The 19,608-nt window shown below is 48.8% G+C and carries 21 protein-coding genes; 6 read left to right on the forward strand and 15 right to left on the reverse strand.

Annotation, left to right across the window (positions count from 1 at the left end):
- Positions 1-201 precede the first annotated feature (201 nt).
- The 4 genes from Pan54_RS22940 to Pan54_RS22950 all read left to right on the forward strand — a co-directional run bounded on the left by Pan54_RS22940 (position 202) and on the right by Pan54_RS22950 (position 2,181).
- On the forward strand, positions 202-981 hold the full coding sequence (locus Pan54_RS22940) for a Crp/Fnr family transcriptional regulator (protein WP_146505773.1): 780 nt from the start codon (positions 202-204) through the stop codon (positions 979-981).
- On the forward strand, positions 978-1,109 hold the full coding sequence (locus Pan54_RS26625; RefSeq protein WP_261343188.1) for a hypothetical protein: 132 nt from the start codon (positions 978-980) through the stop codon (positions 1,107-1,109). Before Pan54_RS22940 ends, Pan54_RS26625 begins: the two co-directional genes overlap by 4 nt.
- Positions 1,102-1,566 (forward strand): zf-HC2 domain-containing protein, encoded by a 465-nt coding sequence (locus tag Pan54_RS22945; RefSeq protein ID WP_165441933.1) that lies wholly within the window; start codon positions 1,102-1,104, stop codon positions 1,564-1,566. The genes Pan54_RS26625 and Pan54_RS22945 overlap by 8 nt, the downstream gene beginning before the upstream one ends.
- Before the next feature lie 123 nt (positions 1,567-1,689).
- Positions 1,690-2,181 (forward strand): thioredoxin family protein, encoded by a 492-nt coding sequence (locus tag Pan54_RS22950; RefSeq protein WP_146505775.1) that lies wholly within the window; start codon positions 1,690-1,692, stop codon positions 2,179-2,181.
- Here Pan54_RS22950 and Pan54_RS22955 read toward each other — a convergent pair.
- Entirely contained in the window at positions 2,178-2,510 is a 333-nt protein-coding gene (locus tag Pan54_RS22955) for a hypothetical protein (RefSeq protein ID WP_146505776.1), read from the reverse strand. The two genes, Pan54_RS22950 and Pan54_RS22955, sit on opposite strands and share 4 nt — an antisense overlap.
- 389 nt (positions 2,511-2,899) lie before the next feature.
- Complete coding sequence (locus Pan54_RS22960) at positions 2,900-3,460, reverse strand: cytochrome P460 family protein (RefSeq protein WP_146505777.1); 561 nt, start codon at positions 3,458-3,460, stop codon at positions 2,900-2,902.
- Positions 3,461-3,668: 208 nt separating this feature from the next.
- On the opposite strand from Pan54_RS22960, the gene Pan54_RS22965 reads away from it, so the two are divergent.
- A complete protein-coding gene (locus Pan54_RS22965) occupies positions 3,669-4,724 on the forward strand; it encodes a DUF3179 domain-containing protein (protein WP_146505778.1) in 1,056 nt (351 codons plus the stop codon).
- Here Pan54_RS22965 and Pan54_RS22970 read toward each other — a convergent pair.
- From Pan54_RS22970 to cas1, 12 genes are all read right to left on the reverse strand, one after another.
- Positions 4,721-6,124 carry a TIGR04283 family arsenosugar biosynthesis glycosyltransferase gene (locus Pan54_RS22970; RefSeq protein ID WP_146505779.1) on the reverse strand — a complete coding sequence of 468 codons (1,404 nt, stop codon included), beginning with the start codon at positions 6,122-6,124 and terminating at the stop codon, positions 4,721-4,723. The two genes, Pan54_RS22965 and Pan54_RS22970, sit on opposite strands and share 4 nt — an antisense overlap.
- On the reverse strand, positions 6,124-6,765 hold the full coding sequence (locus Pan54_RS22975) for a peroxiredoxin-like family protein (RefSeq protein WP_165441934.1): 642 nt from the start codon (positions 6,763-6,765) through the stop codon (positions 6,124-6,126). Before Pan54_RS22975 ends, Pan54_RS22970 begins: the two co-directional genes overlap by 1 nt.
- Before the next feature lie 60 nt (positions 6,766-6,825).
- On the reverse strand, positions 6,826-8,346 hold the full coding sequence (locus Pan54_RS22980; protein ID WP_146505781.1) for a mercuric reductase: 1,521 nt from the start codon (positions 8,344-8,346) through the stop codon (positions 6,826-6,828).
- A 59-nt stretch (positions 8,347-8,405) separates the two neighbouring features.
- Complete coding sequence (locus tag Pan54_RS22985) at positions 8,406-9,251, reverse strand: TVP38/TMEM64 family protein (RefSeq protein WP_207310206.1); 846 nt, start codon at positions 9,249-9,251, stop codon at positions 8,406-8,408.
- The gene (arsS, locus tag Pan54_RS22990; protein WP_146505782.1) at positions 9,235-10,302 is read right to left on the reverse strand and encodes an arsenosugar biosynthesis radical SAM (seleno)protein ArsS; all 1,068 of its coding nucleotides are present in this window, start codon (positions 10,300-10,302) and stop codon (positions 9,235-9,237) included. Before arsS ends, Pan54_RS22985 begins: the two co-directional genes overlap by 17 nt.
- An 8-nt stretch (positions 10,303-10,310) precedes the next feature.
- Positions 10,311-10,520 carry a carbon storage regulator gene (locus Pan54_RS22995; protein ID WP_146505783.1) on the reverse strand — a complete coding sequence of 70 codons (210 nt, stop codon included), beginning with the start codon at positions 10,518-10,520 and terminating at the stop codon, positions 10,311-10,313.
- Positions 10,521-10,558: 38 nt separating this feature from the next.
- Positions 10,559-11,740, reverse strand: coding sequence for a methyltransferase domain-containing protein (locus Pan54_RS23000; RefSeq protein WP_146505784.1), 1,182 nt, complete (start codon positions 11,738-11,740; stop codon positions 10,559-10,561).
- Positions 11,741-11,813: 73 nt separating this feature from the next.
- Positions 11,814-13,361, reverse strand: a complete 1,548-nt coding sequence (locus Pan54_RS23005) for a hypothetical protein (protein WP_146505785.1) — start codon at positions 13,359-13,361, stop codon at positions 11,814-11,816.
- A gap of 227 nt (positions 13,362-13,588) precedes the next feature.
- On the reverse strand, positions 13,589-14,353 hold the full coding sequence (locus tag Pan54_RS23010) for a glycosyltransferase family 2 protein (RefSeq protein WP_146505786.1): 765 nt from the start codon (positions 14,351-14,353) through the stop codon (positions 13,589-13,591).
- A gap of 1,055 nt (positions 14,354-15,408) precedes the next feature.
- A complete protein-coding gene (locus Pan54_RS23015; protein WP_207310207.1) occupies positions 15,409-16,263 on the reverse strand; it encodes a DUF547 domain-containing protein in 855 nt (284 codons plus the stop codon).
- 356 nt (positions 16,264-16,619) lie between these two features.
- The gene (cas2, locus tag Pan54_RS23020) at positions 16,620-16,925 is read right to left on the reverse strand and encodes a CRISPR-associated endonuclease Cas2 (protein ID WP_207310208.1); all 306 of its coding nucleotides are present in this window, start codon (positions 16,923-16,925) and stop codon (positions 16,620-16,622) included.
- Between the two features lie 25 nt (positions 16,926-16,950).
- Positions 16,951-17,853: a type II CRISPR-associated endonuclease Cas1 gene (gene cas1, locus Pan54_RS23025; RefSeq protein WP_146505788.1), complete on the reverse strand. Its 903-nt coding sequence runs from the start codon at positions 17,851-17,853 to the stop codon at positions 16,951-16,953.
- Between the two features lie 354 nt (positions 17,854-18,207).
- Here cas1 and Pan54_RS23030 point away from each other — a divergent pair, with 354 nt between their 5' ends.
- Positions 18,208-19,194, forward strand: a complete 987-nt coding sequence (locus Pan54_RS23030; protein WP_165441826.1) for an IS30 family transposase — start codon at positions 18,208-18,210, stop codon at positions 19,192-19,194.
- Here Pan54_RS23030 and Pan54_RS23035 read toward each other — a convergent pair.
- On the reverse strand, positions 19,185-19,580 hold the full coding sequence (locus Pan54_RS23035; protein ID WP_207310209.1) for a hypothetical protein: 396 nt from the start codon (positions 19,578-19,580) through the stop codon (positions 19,185-19,187). The genes Pan54_RS23030 and Pan54_RS23035 overlap by 10 nt on opposite strands.
- Positions 19,581-19,608 lie beyond the last annotated feature (28 nt).

The raw sequence follows: 19,608 nt of genomic DNA on the forward strand, positions 1-19,608 counted from the left end.
CAGTTTTAGTCATCGATAATGATTAGCATGTGTGTGTGATTAGAAAACAGTAGGAAGTTCAATAAAATGCAACGCTGAGGATGACTTCCGCGATACCTGTTTACCCATTAGCGGTATTTGTTATAATTCTAAAAAATTTACATTTGCGACGAAGAACAATAATCTAAATTACCCATATCCTGTGGGATATTCTGAGGACTCATGAGCCAACAGCTATGGTACGTTCGAGATTGTTCGCTGTTTCGGCGTTTGAGTGAGGAACAACTCATTCGGTTGGAGCGACGCGCGAGGATTCGGGAGTTTCCCCGCAATAGTGTCATTTACTTACCATCGGACGAGGCAGACGGTGCCTTTCTACTCGGACGTGGTCGTGTCCGGATTTGCTCAAATACCGCCGAGGGAAAACAATCCATACTGGCTTTTATTGATCCTGGTGAACTCTTTGGTGAATTATCCCTTGTGCAAGGAGGCGAACGGGAAGAACGTGCAGAGGCAGCTATGGATTCGACCGTAATTTTGTTGCCGGGTGAAGAACTCCGGCAAATTATGGAAGAATCGGCGATGTTGTCTTTGGGGGTGACGAAACTGATCGGTTTACGTCGTAAGCGGATTGAACGACGGCTAAGGAATCTTCTATTTCGCTCCAATCGCGATCGAATTGGTCATCTTTTGTTAGAGTTGACGGAGCAGTATGGAAAAGTAGTGGAAGATGGAGTGCACTTGAATATCAAGCTGTCCCATCAGGAAATGGCGTCTATCATAGGGGTGACACGCGAAACGGTTACCACGCTACTGGGGGAACTGCAGTTGGAAGGGCTCGTTAAGGTCAGTCGACAGAAAGTTATCATCAGAAATTTACGCCGGCTGGCTTCAATTCTCGATGTAGCTGTCCCTTCACTGGCTGTGGGAGCGGAAACCAGATCAATACCAAAACCGTTTACTTCTCGGCCGTTACCAAGTCAGGGAGGCGTTGACTCATGAAAATTTCCTGGACACTTAAAAGCTGTGTGAAGCTGTTCACAGAACCACAAACAGAAATGACCGATACTAACATTCTATGGCGGCAACTTCTGAATCGACATGCCGGTGAGGATCAAGTCCATGAGTAAATCTCGAAACCTAAAGGAAGAGTGGATACCGTGCCCACCCGGAACACTTCCTTCTTTGGCTGGGAATGAACGTTCTCGCCAGCGAAGGCAATTTCTTGTGCGTGCTGGCAGTACTGCAGGTGCCATTGCGCTGGCTACCGGTGCTGGCTGGATGGCTCTCCAAAAAGAAGAGCCATTTGAAGATCCAGTCTATTCAGGGATAGCCTGTTCTCAAGTTCGGGAACTGGCACCGCAGATGATGATGGGGAAACTCGAAGCCAAACAGGCAGATCAGATCATGGCTCATGTTGAACAATGTGATGAGTGTCGAGCATTGATAGAGTCTATGCAGTCGAAGTCAGTTAAAATGAGTCATGTGGAATCTGGAACCGCTTGCAAGTGCTCAACATGTCGCCGCGAGAGTCTCACGATTGCGTTGGGCGAAACAGCCCCGCCGTTGCCTATTCCAATTGCATAGTCGAATGCTAACGCACGTCGCATCTGTTGGCCGATTCACGGAGTCGAGTACTGAAATCCTCCGATCTTAATTAAAGCAGACGGTATAGGTTTGCCGTCTTATTTTCTTGATCTGGAGGATACAATGTACCGAATGACAATCACTCTACTCGTCACAGCTGCTGTCTCATTGAATGCAATTACGATGGCCCAAGATCATCGATCATTGTCGTACTTGCAGAATGCATCGTCCGTTGACTGGACGACAACACCCCAAACAGCAATTCACCTTCAACAGGTGACTGGACGGCCACTGTTAGTTTATGTGACCGCAGATTATTGCGGGTATTGCCGGAAGATGGAGCGTGACACATGGTCCAATGAGGGAATCGTCCGAAGGATTCAGGACAAATTCATTCCCTTGAAGCTGGATGCGAAAACAGATGCCCAAGTTGTATCGCGACTGGGAATCAAGAGCTTGCCAAGCACCATCTTGTTCAATAGTGTTGGACAACACATTCAAACGATCACCGGATATTCCCGTCCAGAAGCATTATTGCCAGTTCTCGATAATGTCAGTACAGGATCCGCATCTGCGTCGAAAAGAAGTCACGCAAATTCCGCGATTGTCCGCTAATGTTTCTTTCTTCCTGCAAAGATCCACACAAGAACGATCATCGAGAGAGAAGTTAATTCAATCATCGGTACTTCGACTGTGGTGAGGATCACGAATCCGACGCGTTGCCAGTAAAACTGTTGCTGCCTGGGAGATACTTGTTGTTTCCAGATCAGTTGCTCGTGAACTGTGATCGTTAACGCGATCGACAAGGCGACTGACAATGTTGCAAGTGTACCAAGAAACAATAATTTGCGATCAGTAATTCTGGACAGGAAAAAAATGGGGGGATGAGGATCACAAGCCATGACAGGTGACAAGCGATCAAAGCCTGCAGCGGTGGTCCGCATCCCCATGCTCCACAAACAGAATGTCCCCACTCTCCAGGCCAGTTGGCAATGGAGAGTGTTCCTGACAGAACGAGTCCCCATACCAGACCGAGTAAACAACGTCTGACGAGAATGGATACCATTGGAACCTGATTTCAGCGACTGTCAGAACCTGAAGGTGCGGAACTTTCTGTTGAATCCGACCCTTGAGAATTGGAGTCCGCATCCTGAGAATCCTTTGCCTCCGGACTTGGAGCCGGTGAAGTGGATTGATAATCAGAACAACCCGCGAGAAAAATTGTCATCGTGAAGACACAAAACCAATTGAACATGTGAGACATAGAGAAGCCTTTCTTGAAGTAATATTTAACACCGTAATCTTTTTGATCTCAAAACACACAGGTGAAGATTTAATTATCATTTGCAAACACGAAGTCGTCTCCTTGAGCGGATTGATGGCAATCAATACACATTCCAACGCGACCGCTAATTCGCATGTTGTTCATCGTTGAAACTCTTCCGTTTGACTCATATTTCGCCCAGTACCAGTCTCCCGCATCGGGAGCAAAACCCTTTGAGCGGTACATTACGGTGACAGCCATGAGAGTCTTTCCTGACTCATCGTAATTCTCTTTCACGAGGATAGAACCTGATTGAAACGCGTTCTGGTCTGCTGCAGCTGTGCGATTGACATATAACTTGACATGTTTGCCATGAGGACTGTTCCCCGGATATCCATCAGAAGGAATGCCAGGCAGAGAAGCCCAATTCTGATACTGCGCCTGTTTGAGAAAGCCCCAGAATCGATCATCAAATGGGGCTTCATTTCGTGGTGCACTCCCTTGAGTATTCTGATTTTGTTGCTGCTGAGGAGAGTTTCGTGTGCCACTTTGAGCCATCACGAATTGTGCCAGTCCTAAGCAGAGAAAAAGCCCAGTCACTGCCAGTATCGATTTTGAATTACGAATCACTTGAATGCTCCAGTCAAATTGAGTTTGCACGGCAGAAAGTGCCGCTGGTGTTACTTGAATATTTCCCCTTGGTTTGATTCAATTTTGTTCTCCAGATTAAGCCGCGTCTGTGCCTGGATTCACAGATGCAATAATTTCTGTATGAGACGATCAGAAGGAGATGGCGCTACTACCGAACAGTGATTACTCAATTCACAGGAGCTGAAGCATGACAGAAAAAATGTCCATGAAAATTTCGGATCATTCTTCCCGTCTACAACACTGGGTGAAACTCATAGTGATTGGGACTGGAATCGCTATAGTCATCATTGCAGTTCTTCTGAGGATTGGACCTGAGGAGTCGTCATCGACTTCGCTTGCACAGTTTCAGCCCAGAGTTCTCGAGTTTGATCTCTCCAATGCAATCGTGGATGTTCGAGAGATTCGCGGAGGTGGACCGCCCAAGGACGGCATTCCTGCTCTGACTCATCCTGAAATGATAACTGTTAAGCAAGCCATTTATCTCAAAGCGGAGGATCGGGTCATCGGTGTGGTCATTGAAGGACAGGCTCGAGCATATCCGCTGGCGATCCTGAATTATCACGAGATTGTTAACGACACCATCGGCGATATTCCAATTGCAGTGACATACTGTCCTCTGTGTGATTCCGGAGCGGTCCACAATCGCCACACACCACTAGGCATACGAAACTTCGGCGTTTCAGGATTGCTCTACAACAGCAACGTTCTGATGTACGACCGCGGTGGAAAGCCGGAGAGTTTGTGGTCTCAAGTGAAGACGAAAGGGATATCTGGTCCAGCCGTTAATAAGCAGTTGACAGCGATTCCCTGTGAACTGACAAGATGGGGGACTTGGATCGCCAGACATCCAGACTCACTTGTACTCTCATTAAATACCGGACATCAAAGAAATTATACACGAAACCCGTACGAAAGTTATTTCGCGAACCAGCAATTGATGTTTCCAGTTACGCCTGTCGATAACCGACTGCCAAATAAAGAGCGAGTACTCGGAGTCTGGATCGATGACATTTACCGAGCCTATCCGGAATCACTTTTTACGGAAGGTCAACAGGAAATATCAGATAAAATCGGAGGGAAAAGTCTAACAATCTTGTTTGATCGAAAGTCGAAAACCATGCGAGTACTATCTGCAGAAGAGGGTATTTCGTGGCTGTATTCCTTCTGGTTCGCATGGTACGCACTGCACCCAGACACGACAATTTATAATCATCCGATCCCTGCGGCTGGCAATGACCGCTAACTGCGTCGGGAATAGTATGCGGCGATTGACTCGGGAGAAAAGCCGCACAGGTACAACATAATGCAGATCTGATTGGCCCATGTATTTCTGATGACTCCAAAACGCTTCCAACGCTTGGCCGAAGTTGGTGCTGTGGAGGTAGTAATTGCTACATTCCCTCCGCTTTTTAAGCGACGGCTGAATTCGAAGTCCTCCATCAAGGGCCAGTTACGGTATCCATTCAGGCGGAAAAAGTCGGACGCTCGCATGAAGAGCCCCTGATCCCCATAGGGAAGCTGAAGCAACCTGGATCGCAGATTCGTTCCCCATTCGATACACCGATACAGCCACCCCGGACTATCGATTTCAAAACGAAATGCCCCCGCGATGGCACCGGATGCCAGAGTTTCATTGAGCTCTTGGCGAAAGCCAGTTGGCAATCGGGTATCAGCATGTAGGAAGAGGAGAAATTCTCCGCGTGCCAATGCTGCACCTGCATTCAACTGCCGCCCTCTTCCGCGCGTTCCCTGAACGACACGGCACCCCAATTCTCGAGCCAGTTCTGGTGTGCCATCTGTGCTACCGCCATCGACAATGATAACTTCACAATTCGATTCATTCAGTAAAGGGGCAACCGCTGATTTTAGATTATGGGCTTCGTTCATCGTCGGAATAACAACAGACAGCATTCCGAAATTGATTTGAGGAAGACACTTTTCCAAGCTGGCACCGATTCGTCGGCAGGTAACAAGGTCCTCGGGCAGATCGACATCACTCAAGATTGGCAAGAGGGCGTATGATAGACCGAGTTGCTGGCAACGCTGTTGCGATTGAGCTAAGACATGTTCTGTTCCCCAATCGATGTCGTGAAAGAGCCCGTTACATTTTCGCTTCAAACCGATCAAGTAGTAGCCACCATCTTTAGCTGGTCCAAAAACAACATCTACCTGAACCAGCTTCTGCCAGGCGAGATCGAGAACGGCTGGAGAGAGATCGGGGCAATCAGTTCCTATTACGACAATGTCCTGAGCACGTTCGTGAATTGCATCGGCTACGGCTGATGAGAGACGTTTGCCCAGATCCTTCCCCTGTTGAGGACGACGAATCGAAACGAACGTGTGATCAGCAAACAGGGAAGGAGTTCCTGCATCACCTGCATGTCGTACCTCGACATTGACATGGGACGTCCTGGAATGTTCCTCGGCGGTAATCAGTGTCCGTTGCAACAAACGTGTATGAAGTTCCGCAGCTTCCTCCGCACCGATGGCGGGGATCAGACGGGTCTTCACACGCCCCGCTTCGGGAATACGCGTCATAATAATTAATCGACGCTCGCCGTATTCAGATCGCGGGGCGATCCCTTCAGCATTTGAGCCAACTTGTGTCTGTATTCCGGCAAGGTCTTTCTGCTCTGTGTCCATTACTTAGGTAGCTTCTTTAACTCTGCGAGAATCTTTGCTCCCTCCAGACGTTTGGAATAGTCAGGATTGCTGTGAGCGAACTGAATCTTTCCTGCTTGATCTACAATGTAGACTGCTGGTACTGGCAAAGCATGATGGTTACGACCGGAGGCTTTCTCGAGATCAATTCCAAATTTATTATACTTAATGAGGGTCGTCTCACCTACCTGAAACGCCAGTCCGAATGCACTGGCAGCTTTAACGTCAGAATCAGAATATAATGGGAATGGTATGTTCAGACTCTCCGCATTTGCCTTAGAATTTTCAGCTGTGTCTGGACTGATCGCAATGACCTTGGCACCGTGTTCGACGATTTTGGGGTGGATCTTGATCAGATCCTGGAAATGCCGAGTGCAAATGGGACACCAACTCCCTCGGAAGAAGACGATCACGGTGGGAGCATCTTTTTCAATCAGTGAGTGAAGAGAAACACCCTCTCCTGAGTTGTCGTGAATGACAACGTCTGGAATCTTCTCTCCAGCTTTCAGAGGGGTAGTCGCGTTTGCGTCGATAGCAATTTTGGGTTCTCCACCCCAGCTCATGTTTACAGTACAGCTGGTTGTTACCACTACCGCGAATAACGTTGTCATGAATCGAAACATTGTTGATTTCCTTTCGCACATTATTGATAAATCTGAATACCTCAACCTCATACTAATTCCTCAGCGGGTCCACGCGAGCCACTTCTGAAATAGAGATTTAACGAACGGAGTGAGTCGGGTTCGATTATATTGATCTCCCAGTTTGCGGATGGCTTCGATCTGGGTGGGATAGGGGTGAATAGTTGATCCGATCTTTTTCAGGCCCAGGCCGTGGGTCATGGCGAGCGTGATTTCTGAGATCATTTCTCCGGCGTGCGGCGAAACAATCGTGGCCCCGGCGATCCGATCGGTTCCTTTATGGGTATGAACTTTGACGAAACCCTCGGTATCTCCTGAAAGGATTGCTCGATCAACATCGGCAAAATGCTGGAGAAAAGTGTCGATGGCGACTCCCTGTTTGCTTGCCTCCCGTTCCGACAAGCCGACATGAGCGATTTCCGGCGATGTGTAAGTGCACCAGGGAATGGTCAGTGCACTCGCCTTCGAACGTCCCATGAACAGGGAATTTTGAATGACAATACGGGCCATAAAGTCAGCCGCATGTGTGAATTTGTAGCGTGAGCAGACATCGCCAGCTGCGAAAATATTGGGATTGGTCGTCCGCAACCGATCATCAACTTTCACACCGGTTCTCAAATCGAATTCAACACCGAGAGTTTCCAGGCCCAACCCGTTCACATTGGGAGCACGTCCAACCGAGACCAGTAATTGATCAACCGGTTCGTCATACTGTGTTCCATGGGATTCGACAGACATCCAGATTTGACCGGATTCACTGCGGAGCTTGAGTTCCTTGCCACAGCAAAGGAGTTGGACTCCGTCGTTCTGCAGAGAACGACCAACGATTGCGGACGCATCGGGATCTTCGATGGGTAAAACACCGTGTTCTGCCTCAACGAGCAGAACTTCAGAACCGAGATTTGAGAAAGCCTGCGCCATTTCGCAACCGATCGGCCCTGCACCAATCACCCCGAAACGACGTGGAAGCTCGGTCAGGGAAAACAGAGTTTCATTTGTCAGATACGGAACGTCCTGTAATCCGGGAATTGGAGGAGCCGATGCCCGTGCTCCAGTTGCGATGACTGCCTTTCGAAATGAAAGCGTCTGCTCACCAACCTCAATCGTATTCGAACCTTTGAACCGTGCCTCACCAAGAAAAACATCCACTCCCAGATCTCGAAACCTGGCTGCGGAATCATTAGGACTGATCTGGGATCGTAAGCGTCGCATCCTCTCCATGACTCGTGCGAAATCAGCCTTCGTCCCATCGGGAATATTTATTCCAAATTCATCCGCATTGCGAATCGTTCGAGCCATGCGGGCAGCACTGATCAGCGCCTTGGAAGGGACACAACCGACATTGAGGCAATCCCCTCCCATCAGGCTTCGCTCAATCAAAGCAACCTTCGCTCCTAAACCAGCCGCTCCGGCCGCTGTGACCAGACCAGCCGTTCCGGCACCAATCACTACGAGGTTGTATCGTCCACTCGGCTGAGGATTGATCCAGTCCGGAGGATGAACATCCGATTCGAGTTTACGATTGTATTCGTCATAGGGTGTGAGCGGTGAATGGTTCGACATCTCACCTCCTGAAATTGCCAGAGAACTTCGATCTGTATCCGCTACGTTGGCATCATTGATCATGACGTTCCTTGTATCTGATGGGAATCCGTATTCTCGACTTCAGACGCAGCGCATTTCGTATCGCGGTCGATCTCGATGGAATCGTTGTCATCCTGAACAATTCTGAGAGTCGAGTTGGGACGAATCCATCTGACGAGTTTACGCAACAACAGGGGCATCACCCCTAACAACACAAACGCCACCATCAGTTGCGGAGACAGAATTCCACTCACTCCTTGCTCAGCCAGTGTTGCCAGTTCCGGGACACTGGCTCCGGCGTAAACATACACAGCCGTCCCCGGGAGCATCCCCAGTTGGCTCACCCACCAGAATGTCCTGGCTCGTATTGGCGTCAGTCCCATTACGACATTGATGACAAAAAACGGGACTGCAGGAATCAGTCGGAGCATAAACAGATAAAAGGCTCCTTCGCGTTCCAGGGATTGATTGAAGGTTTTTAACCTCTCGCCAAATCGATTCTGGATTGGCTCCCGAAGAAGATATCGGCTCACCAGAAAGGCGACCGTAGCCCCGGTTGTCGAGGCAAAGCTGACCAACACAAAACCGCGTGGAAGTCCGAAGAACCAACCGCAAGTCAACGTCAACACAGTTGCACCAGGTAGCGACAACCCGGTTACCGCGACGTAAATCGCGAAGGCGACTCCATAAACCATGAGAGGATGCTTTTGTTGAAAGGCCTTCAACTCAGCTTCTTGAGCCGCCAGATTTTCCAGCGTGAGAGCTTCACCAAACTGGGAATAGCCGACAGCAGCGGCAATAACGATCCCTGTTATCAGCCCCAGCTTCTTCCACAGACTCTTAGAAGACCGATTCTTTTCAGCCATGTTATTTCGAACTTTCATCTGTGTGTGCAAGACTTCCCTGACAGCTGGAACCACACCCGGCCGTGCATCCGAAACAGTGTCGGCCAGTCACAATTTTTCTGTTCAGAAGTTTCAGCAGAGACTCATCATCCAGATTCATGATGTTGAGCCGGCCTGATAAAAGTTCGAGATCGAGCATCTGGTTGAAGTCGCAGTCGTAGAGATTTCCCAGCCAGTCAACCGAGAGCATTGTGCGGCACATTAAGCCTTCGATTGTCGCGGGATTGAACGCTTCGATCATCGTTTGCATGTAGGTCTCATATTGCTCCTGCTGCAATAGCTCGGCGAGAAACCGACTGATCGGCATGTTGGTAATCGTAAAAAGCTGCGTGAATTCAATTCCATATCGTGTTCGTAACTCTCGTCGATAATCAGCCTCAAGACGCTGTTGATCCGGAGGCAAAGAAGGACCCAGGGGATTATAGACCAATGACAACGATAACCCGGAATCGGGAACGCCATATCCCAGTGTATTGAGTTTCTTCAACGCTGCGATCGATCGCTGAAACACTCGATCTCCACGTTGCTTATTGACATTTTCCTCAAGATAACACGGTAGCGAGGCCACAACTTCGACCTGATGTTCCGCCAGGAATTCTGCCAGATCCTCATATCCAGGAGCCTGCAGAATTGTCAAATTGCAGCGGTCAATGACTTTCCTGCCCAACTTATGAGCCTGAGTGACAAGCCGGCGAAAGCTGGGATTCATCTCAGGAGCACCTCCGGTGATGTCCAATGTGTTGACATTCGCTCGCGACAGAAACTCCAGGCAAGCCTCTGCCACTTCTGCAGACATATTCTCCTTGCGATCCGGCCCGGCATCCACATGACAATGTGAGCACGTCTGATTGCAGACGCGCCCGACATTCACCTGCAATGTTTCAATTCCGCTGGCTGTAAGTGCATGAGTGCCCAAGCTGGTCAGGGTTTCCTGAAACCTTGGCAACTCATTTGAACTTTCGAGTAGTTTTCGCTGATATTCTGGACTGGCCAGCCGATGGCCTTCTCGTACCAATGTTAAATTCACCATCGTTCCCTCTATTTCGTATTCAAAGGTTCCATAGAAGATCCAAGTAACGAATCTTTTTCCATAGAAATCGAAAACTGCAATTCCGTGCGGCGGATATTGACATTCCATGGAGCCCTGATTCCCAGACGAACACGGTCACCGCGGATCTCCAGAACTCGTGTCTCTGTCACTTCATCAATCATGAGAGATTCTCCAGACTTGCGTGCTAAAACTAACATCTTATTGCCCTCCCTGGTTTGTTAATGCATCGAAGTGATTAGCAGCACTCGCCGTCAGGTTCACAACATGGCCCAATAGATTCTGTTGTCACATCGTAATCTTCACCTTTGGATTCTCTGGTTGAACGTATTTTGCTGCGTCGACAATCAAAGGGGACTGCATCGTTGAGTGGGATTGGAGTGAGTGGTTCAACGGCTTCGAACAAGCCTGCATAAGGCGATTGCTGTAGCAGATGGAATGTCTTGTCGCACACTGCCATTCTCATGCCCCGGTTGTAGGCGTGACCGTCATCGTCCTCAACCTTTTTGAAAGGTCCGCGGTAGATTACCGCCTGATTCCGTTCCAGACATGGCCCTTGTTTACCTTTATTGGCAACGACTGTTACAGATCGAAATTCAATTCCATCGACAGTTCGCCACGGCTCTGACTGCCGTTTGACGAGTTCTATGCCATGAAATCCAACCTCTTCAAAGGCTTGGAGAAATTGCTCCTCCCGAAAAGCCCCGGAAATGCATCCGGACCAGAGTTCGGGATTTTCCTGCAATTCCTGAGGGACGTCTTCATCGGAGACAATGTCGCTGATTGCCGCTCGCCCTCCTTTTTTGAGCACTCGGAAGATCTCTGCAAAGAGTTGTTTTCGATCCTGCTGCCGGACGAGATTGAGCACACAGTTAGAGACAACACAGTCGACGGTATTGGACGCAATCATCGGCTGGTCATGTCGCAGACGTTCCTCAATATTTCGAAGCTTTAACCAGCTTGATGGGTCGGCAATGGGATGTTGGCCCAACTCTCGTCCCAACAGATCCAGATCCAATTGCAGATCTTGGATCATCCCGTAGCGAAAATCGACATTATCGTAGCCGAGACGTTCCGCAACCTGCCCCTGATGCTTACGTGCCAGAGCAAGCATCTCCAGATTGCAATCGACCCCAATAACACGGCCTCGCTTTCCCACAACTTGAGACAAGATGTAGCATAATTTGCCTCCACCAGAACCCAGGTCGACAACCGTTTCGCCTTCATGCACATGACGGGTCGGATCGCCGCAGCCATAGTCACGCTCAAGAATCTCCTGAGGAATCACAGCAAGAAAGTCGCCGGCATACTCGACTGGACAGCATAACAATTCTTCTCGTGCCTGAGCTGCTGCCGCATAGCGATTATAAACTGAGGCTTCCGCTGTATTGTTAGCATTCGGATGAAAAGCCTTTGACATCTCGTTCTGGTCCTTCCTGAGATAGCAACTTGATCAATAATTACGATGCAAATGGTGCACTCGCTCACTTCTCTTAATGTATGTCGCAAGTGGTGTCTGCTTCTGTGACCACACATACATTTCGATAAAAAAATGATTCGGCTCCCAACAAAGCCAGCCAGAGCAAATGTTCCAGTGGAGCGATTACAAAGTGAAAGAATTCCTCCCCGTGATAACCCGTTCCCAAAACGTTCGATTCTGTAACGTGATATAGTATCCAGAATCTTATGTAATAGGCGAAAATCAACAGCGAAACTGCCGTCCAGGCACGACGACCTGCAAATGGGAGAAGCGGAATCGCCCATGTCCAGTACCACGGATTCAAAGTCGGCGACAACGCCCAGAACCATGCAATTGTGAGAAAAGAAACTCTCAACCAATACATGCGATTGTTATTTTGCACCGCTCGTCTGAGCAAGATTGCGACTATGGACATGAAAATAATGAGAGTGATCGCTCGCGCTGCAAGAAACGTAGCCTCCGGTATCGGACACTGTAAAATCGCGGAAAGCTGACTTGCGATTTGCAGGCGAAGCGATTGAGGAATGATTACAAACCAATGTGATCGGGAAGTTGAGTCGGTCAAAGTAGAAAAATCGATGTCCGGTCGTAGATTCTCAACAATGACCATAAAAAACAGATCATTGATTTCCCAGCGAGACAGAAATGTCACTAAGCCACTCTCAGCAATTATCGCCGAATCCTCATCTGTTGGCATTAATTCACTTATTTTATCAGCTTCAACAGGAGCGATAATTCTGGTGGTCGCCGCAGGAGCGGTCGCCAGCATAGGTACCAGACTGAATCCCGCGATCACTAGCAGACTGGCAAAGTATCCAACAGCGATTCTCCGACTCAACGTGCAACTTACCCACAATGTCAACACAGGGATAAGAATGACAGGATAAAGCTTGGCACCGACTCCCAATCCCAGAAATAGTGACGAGCATGCCAACCAGAGCAGTTGCCATTTTATTTGCGATGCTGCAATACCGATAATCAATGCCAATATTGCTGCAGTCGTTAGAAAAACCGCAATAGAGTCAAGATGACCGCTGTTCGCGAATTCTTTAAGCACAAGCGGACACCAGCCATAAAGGATCGCCCAGCCAGGATGTCGATTCATTCGTCTTAGAAGAAGGAGAACCAGTAATAACGTACCAAGGTCGAAAGCTGTCAGCACTGTCTTCATCGTGATGACTCGCTGGTAGAGGGAAGCATTGTCTGGAACCACGAGGGACGCAGTCCCAAAGACGGCTTGCGACACCGGTGGGTAGACAGTGATCAACTCACCAAAATGAATCCTGTTGAGTGTTTCGGACAATGATCGTGATGAATCCTTCAAGTTCGCTAGTGATGTCAGCTCTGCACTGCTTGACTCTTCCCGTTGCGAATGAAGAACCTGTTGAGGGCTCAGGCGATAGGGATTGTCCCCGTGTGAGACCACGGCACCGTCCCACAGATAACGATAAATATCAACTTCCTGAATTGGGTAGGAAGGAAGAAGAATCAATCGAAATATTGCCCCGCCCAGAAACACAAATCTCGATATTGCCAGATAATTGTTTCCTCGCAGAGCCATTCGCAGACTTACGATATGCAAAACAAAAGCTGTGGACAGTAGCCCTAACACCAGGAGGATCGGTCGTTGTGAGAATTCGGAGTTAAACTCAAAGCGAGAACTCAAACATGCAATCACAAAATAAATGAAAGCTAGGGCGATCAGTAATCCCCATTGAATGGACTTGATTGCCATCGTGATCCCAGCCCGATTGGAAGTGTTAATTGGCACTTTTGATGCTGTAGCTGTCACCGTTGCCACCATGTCAGCCAGCGATATCGAGCAATTGTGTACAGAATCTTGTAACCCGCTTTGACTGATCCGCTAATCGTGCCACTGATTTTGCTCTTTCCAACGCGGCGGCGATACGGCACGGGAATCTCATGGCATCTGAGTCGGGCGACTGTCGCTTTGATCTGCATTTCCACCGTCCAACCAAAATTTCGATCAGACATCCCGAGTTTCTCTAGTGCTTGCCACGTAATTGCGCGGAATGGGCCCAGATCCGTAAATTTAGCCCCCCAGCACAGCCACATCAGCAAAGGAGCCAACCAGTTTCCAAACACCGCAGCAGGAGGCATCGCTCCTGGTTCACGTTCACCCAACATTCGAGAACCAGCTACAAAGTCGACCTGCCCCTGTAAAATTGGTCTCACCAGTAAAGGCAGCAAATCTGAATGATCGCTATAGTCGCCATCAATGAAAACGACGATTTCGGGACGTGAATCCTCCGTTATCAGTTCACGGATTGCTTGTATTCCTGCCAGACATGCAGAGCCATATCCACGTCGGGGTTCGGTAACGACAGTGGCTCCGTGTTGCACGGCGATTGATGCTGAGCGATCAGTCGAACCATTGTCTACAACCAGGATCTGTCCGACTTTGGGCAGATCCTTTAACACAAGTGGCAGGGAGGCTTCTTCATTGTAAACCGGTATGATCACCCATACATTTGCCAGATTGTCTTCCAGAAGCTCTGGAGAACATGAACTATGGTCAACAGTAGTGATCATGATACTTCTCTCTACGACAAAGCACAGGAGAGACTTCCATGCCTCCTGTTAGAGCAGAAATTCCCCGACAGGTTTATCTTGAACCGGAACCCTGTGAGGGTGTGCTGCGAGAACCAGATCCTTGCGGTGCAGAATAGGATGGTTCTGGTGTGGGAGAGGTTGGATTGATTGAGGGTGCAGGCTGTTGTCCGATCGTTTGCGGCCCATTATAACTTCTCATGGCTGACCCTTGTTGGGGTGCATTCCCCGGTCTCACGCCATGACATGGGCTACTAACTGGAAACTGTGGTTGCCCAAAGTAGCGGGGTTGATAGTAATAGGATTGGGGCATCATTGCTGAACGTGGAAACCAATAGCCATTAGATGGCTGGTGATAACCATAGTTACGATAGGCACTTCCGCATTGGCTGTAAGCAACGGAAGTCGCACAACCAACGACCAACAGAACAAGTCCAATTCTTACTGAAATCAACATCGAATGCTCCAAACATGGTTAAGACGGAAGGGAATCGTTTCGGCAATCTTCAGCAAAGTACAATAATGTTAAATACAATCGCGATGTGGTTCTGTGATTAGATTCACAGAGCCACATCGCGTTAACAAATACCGGAACATTCTCGAAACAGGTTCAATATCCTTTCCCTCACATCGCTTCCCAGCGGTACTGATCAGCGTGACCCGGAGCCTTGAATCATAGAAGGAGGAGACGCAGGTTGAGAATATGTCCCAGACCCCTGTGGTGCTCCGTAAGAAGTGCCACCGTGAGGAGTGACGGTACCTCCCGGCAAAGGGCAGTTGCCACTAGAACAACTCCCTCCGCATCCACGGGACGTATGACAACCTGCGATCATCGCACTGACGAGAAGCCCACACACGGAAATCCAGCGTAAACGATTCATAACGCATCCTTTCGTTCGTTCTATTTATCATCGCGGAAATCCAATACCGCGATCGCTATAATTCTGTATCGGCCAGACCACATGTCATTGTGTGTGAAGCGATTCACATTGAGTTTAAGTAAAGACAATTTTTACTCGCTCTGTGAGTGAACACAATTAACGACGACTTGAACCACGAACCTTTGCCTGATCATTCAGACCCCAGTCATAATCCAGATAATTGACTCGCGCCTGGCCGCTGGCAGTCAACGCTTGCGCTTGATCGGGAACATACGGAGCGATCGTTTTCATCTGAGCCGCAGTGTTACTCCCAAAATCCTCTGCAAACCACTTCATAATCGGAGAGACCTGAATCGTGCCGCTTGCGGTATCCGCTGTAAACTTTGTTGGATCGGCAAAAAATGCCTGAGTGTTCAGCGTGAGTTGTTCATCGAGTTTACTGGCTGTATAAGCTTCATTATAAAGTCTCGGACATCCAATGGAGGCACAGACGATGGCAAAGTGAATTCTTGGCTCTCCCATTTTTCGCAATACTTCGTGTTCGATGGCTTCTAGAGAATACGGTTGACTCCCAACGAGTAACTGCAAGTCCTTCCAAATGTTATAGCCATAGACCTTTGCCGTGTGATTACGAATACTTGTCGTGGGATACTCCCGCAGTATCCCCTTGACACTCACTGCATTGTAAGCATTAATCCAGAATGCGAGCTTGGCTTCCCGGGTCGAATTTGTTGAGAAAGAAGCCGCTGAAAGTTGCTGAATGTACGTATCCAGCAACTGCTGGTCGGCCGATGAAGCTTTCCAGGTCGAGTAGTCCACATATCCATTGTTATCGACATACTTGGAGAGCAAAGAATTCCATATTGAATGATCGATTTTGTCAACCGGCACCTGCTGGTTGGCAGGAACATTCCGCCCCACAGTGATGGTGGGACCAGCCAGTGTGGTCGTGGCCCACCATCCAGCAAGGGCGATTCCGATTGTGATGACTCCGATGGCACTACGTTTCATTTTGAACATTCCTTTGTGTGATTCTAGTGAGATGGTGTACTATTAGCCCGATCTGATTCGCAGCATGTGGGCAACTTCGCGAAGTATTGACAGAGAGTCGATTGGCGTCTGTGAATCTGCCCACAGAGCGACAACTCATTAAAATCTGGCAAATTGGAATTGTGCCGATTCCACAATTCGTGAGTCGACACTTTGAAGATTTGGGTGTTCAAATCACTATTCTGAATTTCTTGCTCAGCCCGATAGCGATGCTATTCGCTTGGCCGAAACGCTGTGGTTCGCAGGGAGGCACTGCTTGGATACACTACTTCAAGTGCAAAACCTGACACCACAATGATTTATGGCCATTTATAAACTCAGAAAAGGGAGAGTTGATCAGGTTTAGATTCGATTTCGGTTGCATTTTTACCGTAAAAACTTTGCATTTTGGCAAATTGTCGATCTGTCACTGCCAGCAGACGCACGTATCCTTTGGGCGGCAAGGCTCGCTCCAAGCGGGATTTGTGCGTATCGGCTATTTCTTCGCTCACGCAAAATCTTGCATACACAGAGTATTGCATTTGAGTGAAGCCATTATCAAGTAATAAATTGCGGAAACGAGTGTAATTGCGACGTTCCTTTTTCGTTTTCACAGGCAGGTCAAACATGGTGAAGAGCCACATGGATTTGTATCCTGAAAATGTGATTTCACGCCGGGGCATGGGCGAAGTCCTCCGGCAATTCGAGTTGATCAGAATTTCCCTGAATGATCGACACGAGCGAAGACGCGGTCCGGCTCAGAGCATTGAACAGGCTGCGTTGCTGCTGGCTGATCAGAAACGAACTCAACAAAGAACGTAATAAGCAGGCCCGCACTTCCTGATTCATTTCCGGCGTCTCGTCATAATCATCGACCAGTTCGGCAACTGCACGATCGACAATAGGGCGGTATGGCTCCATCAAATCGTCGGCCAGACAATAAGCGTTGTATTTATTGTGGTGATGCAATCCCAGAGATGGGTGCAGGCCGGCTGCGACAATGGCTCGAGCGGTGGCTGCCCGCAGGATTGCGTAGCCATAGTTGAGGAGTCGATTATGATCGGCTGCATCACGATCCCGTCGGAAATCGCTGCCGAAAAGAGCTGTCCAATATTTGCGGGCGGCTCGACCTTCGATATTGGAGGGATCGCCCGAGCGGATTTGAGAAATCAAAGGTCGCAAGCCGGCATCCGTTTGCAGGCGAATTTCCAGTAAGGTGGCCTGCATATGCACTTTGGCTTTGATGATCTGTTTCCAGGCTTGCTTCTGCCTGGGTTTGGAAAGTTCCAATTGATGCCGAAAGCGTTCGTTCTGGATCGAGTTTCCATCGAGTGGCAGTAAAATTCCGATCGGCATGCGGGAGCGATCGCAGGTGACGAAGGTTCCGCCCGAAGCCGCCAGTTCCGCAAGCACGGCCTGGGTATAACTGACCTGAGGATGAGCGACGACCAGCACAGCCACATCTTCCAGAGGGATCCGTTCGGATCTCGGTTCGGATTCAATTACCAGCTGTCGCCGTTCAATCCGTAGACGAGCCGGTACTTCCGAAATTTCCAGAATACGATTTCGCATGGTCCGGGATTCCTCAATGGAGAACCCGACCGTCCGTGTCGTTAATTTGATTCCTACAACAATTGTGAACTCAGGGGGCTACCAAATGCAATAATAAACTTCTTGCCATAGATATTCAGTAATTGTACGCCAGTCTTCACAATATATCAGTTCAAGTGAAGTCTTTATTTTCATGCAATTCCCCAATTGGTGTTATTTCAAATCTTCTGCTTTTTCTTTTTCTCAAAGACTCCATTGTTCTGATACGGGGTGGATTCAATTTTGAAATGCACGGGTTGATGGAAAAAGAGTGACATTCGTGAGATGGTTTGTTTTGACCAAACGACCATCAATCCTACTAAGAAGAAATCACGAATGTCACACACGCATCTTACTGCTGAGGAACGTGATTCCATAGCGCACATGCACGCCCTGGGACACTCTCGAATAGAAATTGCGCGCGAGTTATCCCGAGACCCCAGCACGATCTCCCGAGAACTGCGGCGGAATTCGGATGCGACCGGGAAGTATTTCGCCGGGAAAGCCGACCGCAAAGCGCGACGGCGTCGACAACTCTGCAAACTCCCCTGGAAACTCAACCACGCTCCGCTCAAAGAATTCCTGCTCGATAAGTTGTCTCTCAAGTGGTCGCCGGAACAGATTGCAGGTCAACTCTTGCGACTGCATCCTCGGGAGGCCAGAATGCGAATATCCATTGAGACGATTTACGCCTGGATCAAAGCAAACAAAAAGCAGGGCGGCAACATCTACAGGCAGCTGCGTCAATCGAGAAAGAAACGCCGCAAACGCTACGGCACAGGGATCTCCAGACGATGCGACCCGACCAAAAAGCCAATGGATCAGCGACCGGTTTCTGCACGCAATCGTTCGCGGATCGGGCACTGGGAATCGGATACCATCGAGGGTCAAAAGGGGACCGGCTACATTGTCACGCATGTCGAACGCAAGACCGGCTATCTTGTGGCGAGCTATCTGCCGGACAAGAAAGCATCGACGTTGAACGCGGCTTCGGTGTTTGCGTTTGAGGGGTTGCCATCGTCATTGATTCGAACTTTGACGACGGACAACGGGAGTGAGTTTTCGGGTCATCGAGAGTTGGAGCAAGCCCTGCATTGTGCGATCTATTTTGCTCCGGCTCGCCAGCCGTGGCAACGCGGCCAGAATGAGAACACCAACGGGCTTCTGCGGCAATACTTCCTGAAGGGGAGCGATTTCCGTAAACTGAAAGCCGAGGATATTCAAGCGGCTGTGATGGAGTTGAACAACCGGCCTCGCAAAAAGTACCAATTCAAATCACCACACGAACTGTTCGAACCCAAAACCCGTGCATTTCAAAATTGAATCCACCTAACACTGTTTCTACGTAACACTCGTTTAAGTTCTTCATTGGCTCCTCCATCCAGCAAGGATTGGACTGATTCTTCATTATCTAATTGGGTTATCGTACCTGCGAGTTCTCTAAGAGATGCATCCCCAAGAGTTGATTCTTTTTGTTTAATCTTCCCTTGCAATACATAAATCATCTCTTGATTGTGATCAACAAAAAGACCATCAATTCCACGATCATTGGGTCGATCACAAATTGCGTCATCTGCCTCGATGCCATCAAGTCTAAATATGTTTTCCAGAAACCAATTGAGGAAAGCGATTGACTCACCTCGTCCTTTCTCTTCGTAACGTGACAATAGCTCTTTTAGATTTCTATATTTTAAATCATCACTCTTCATAATTACTTACTCCAACTTTTAAGGCAAA

Origin of the sequence: Rubinisphaera italica (genome assembly GCF_007859715.1) — a bacterium.
Taxonomy (GTDB): domain Bacteria; phylum Planctomycetota; class Planctomycetia; order Planctomycetales; family Planctomycetaceae; genus Rubinisphaera; species Rubinisphaera italica.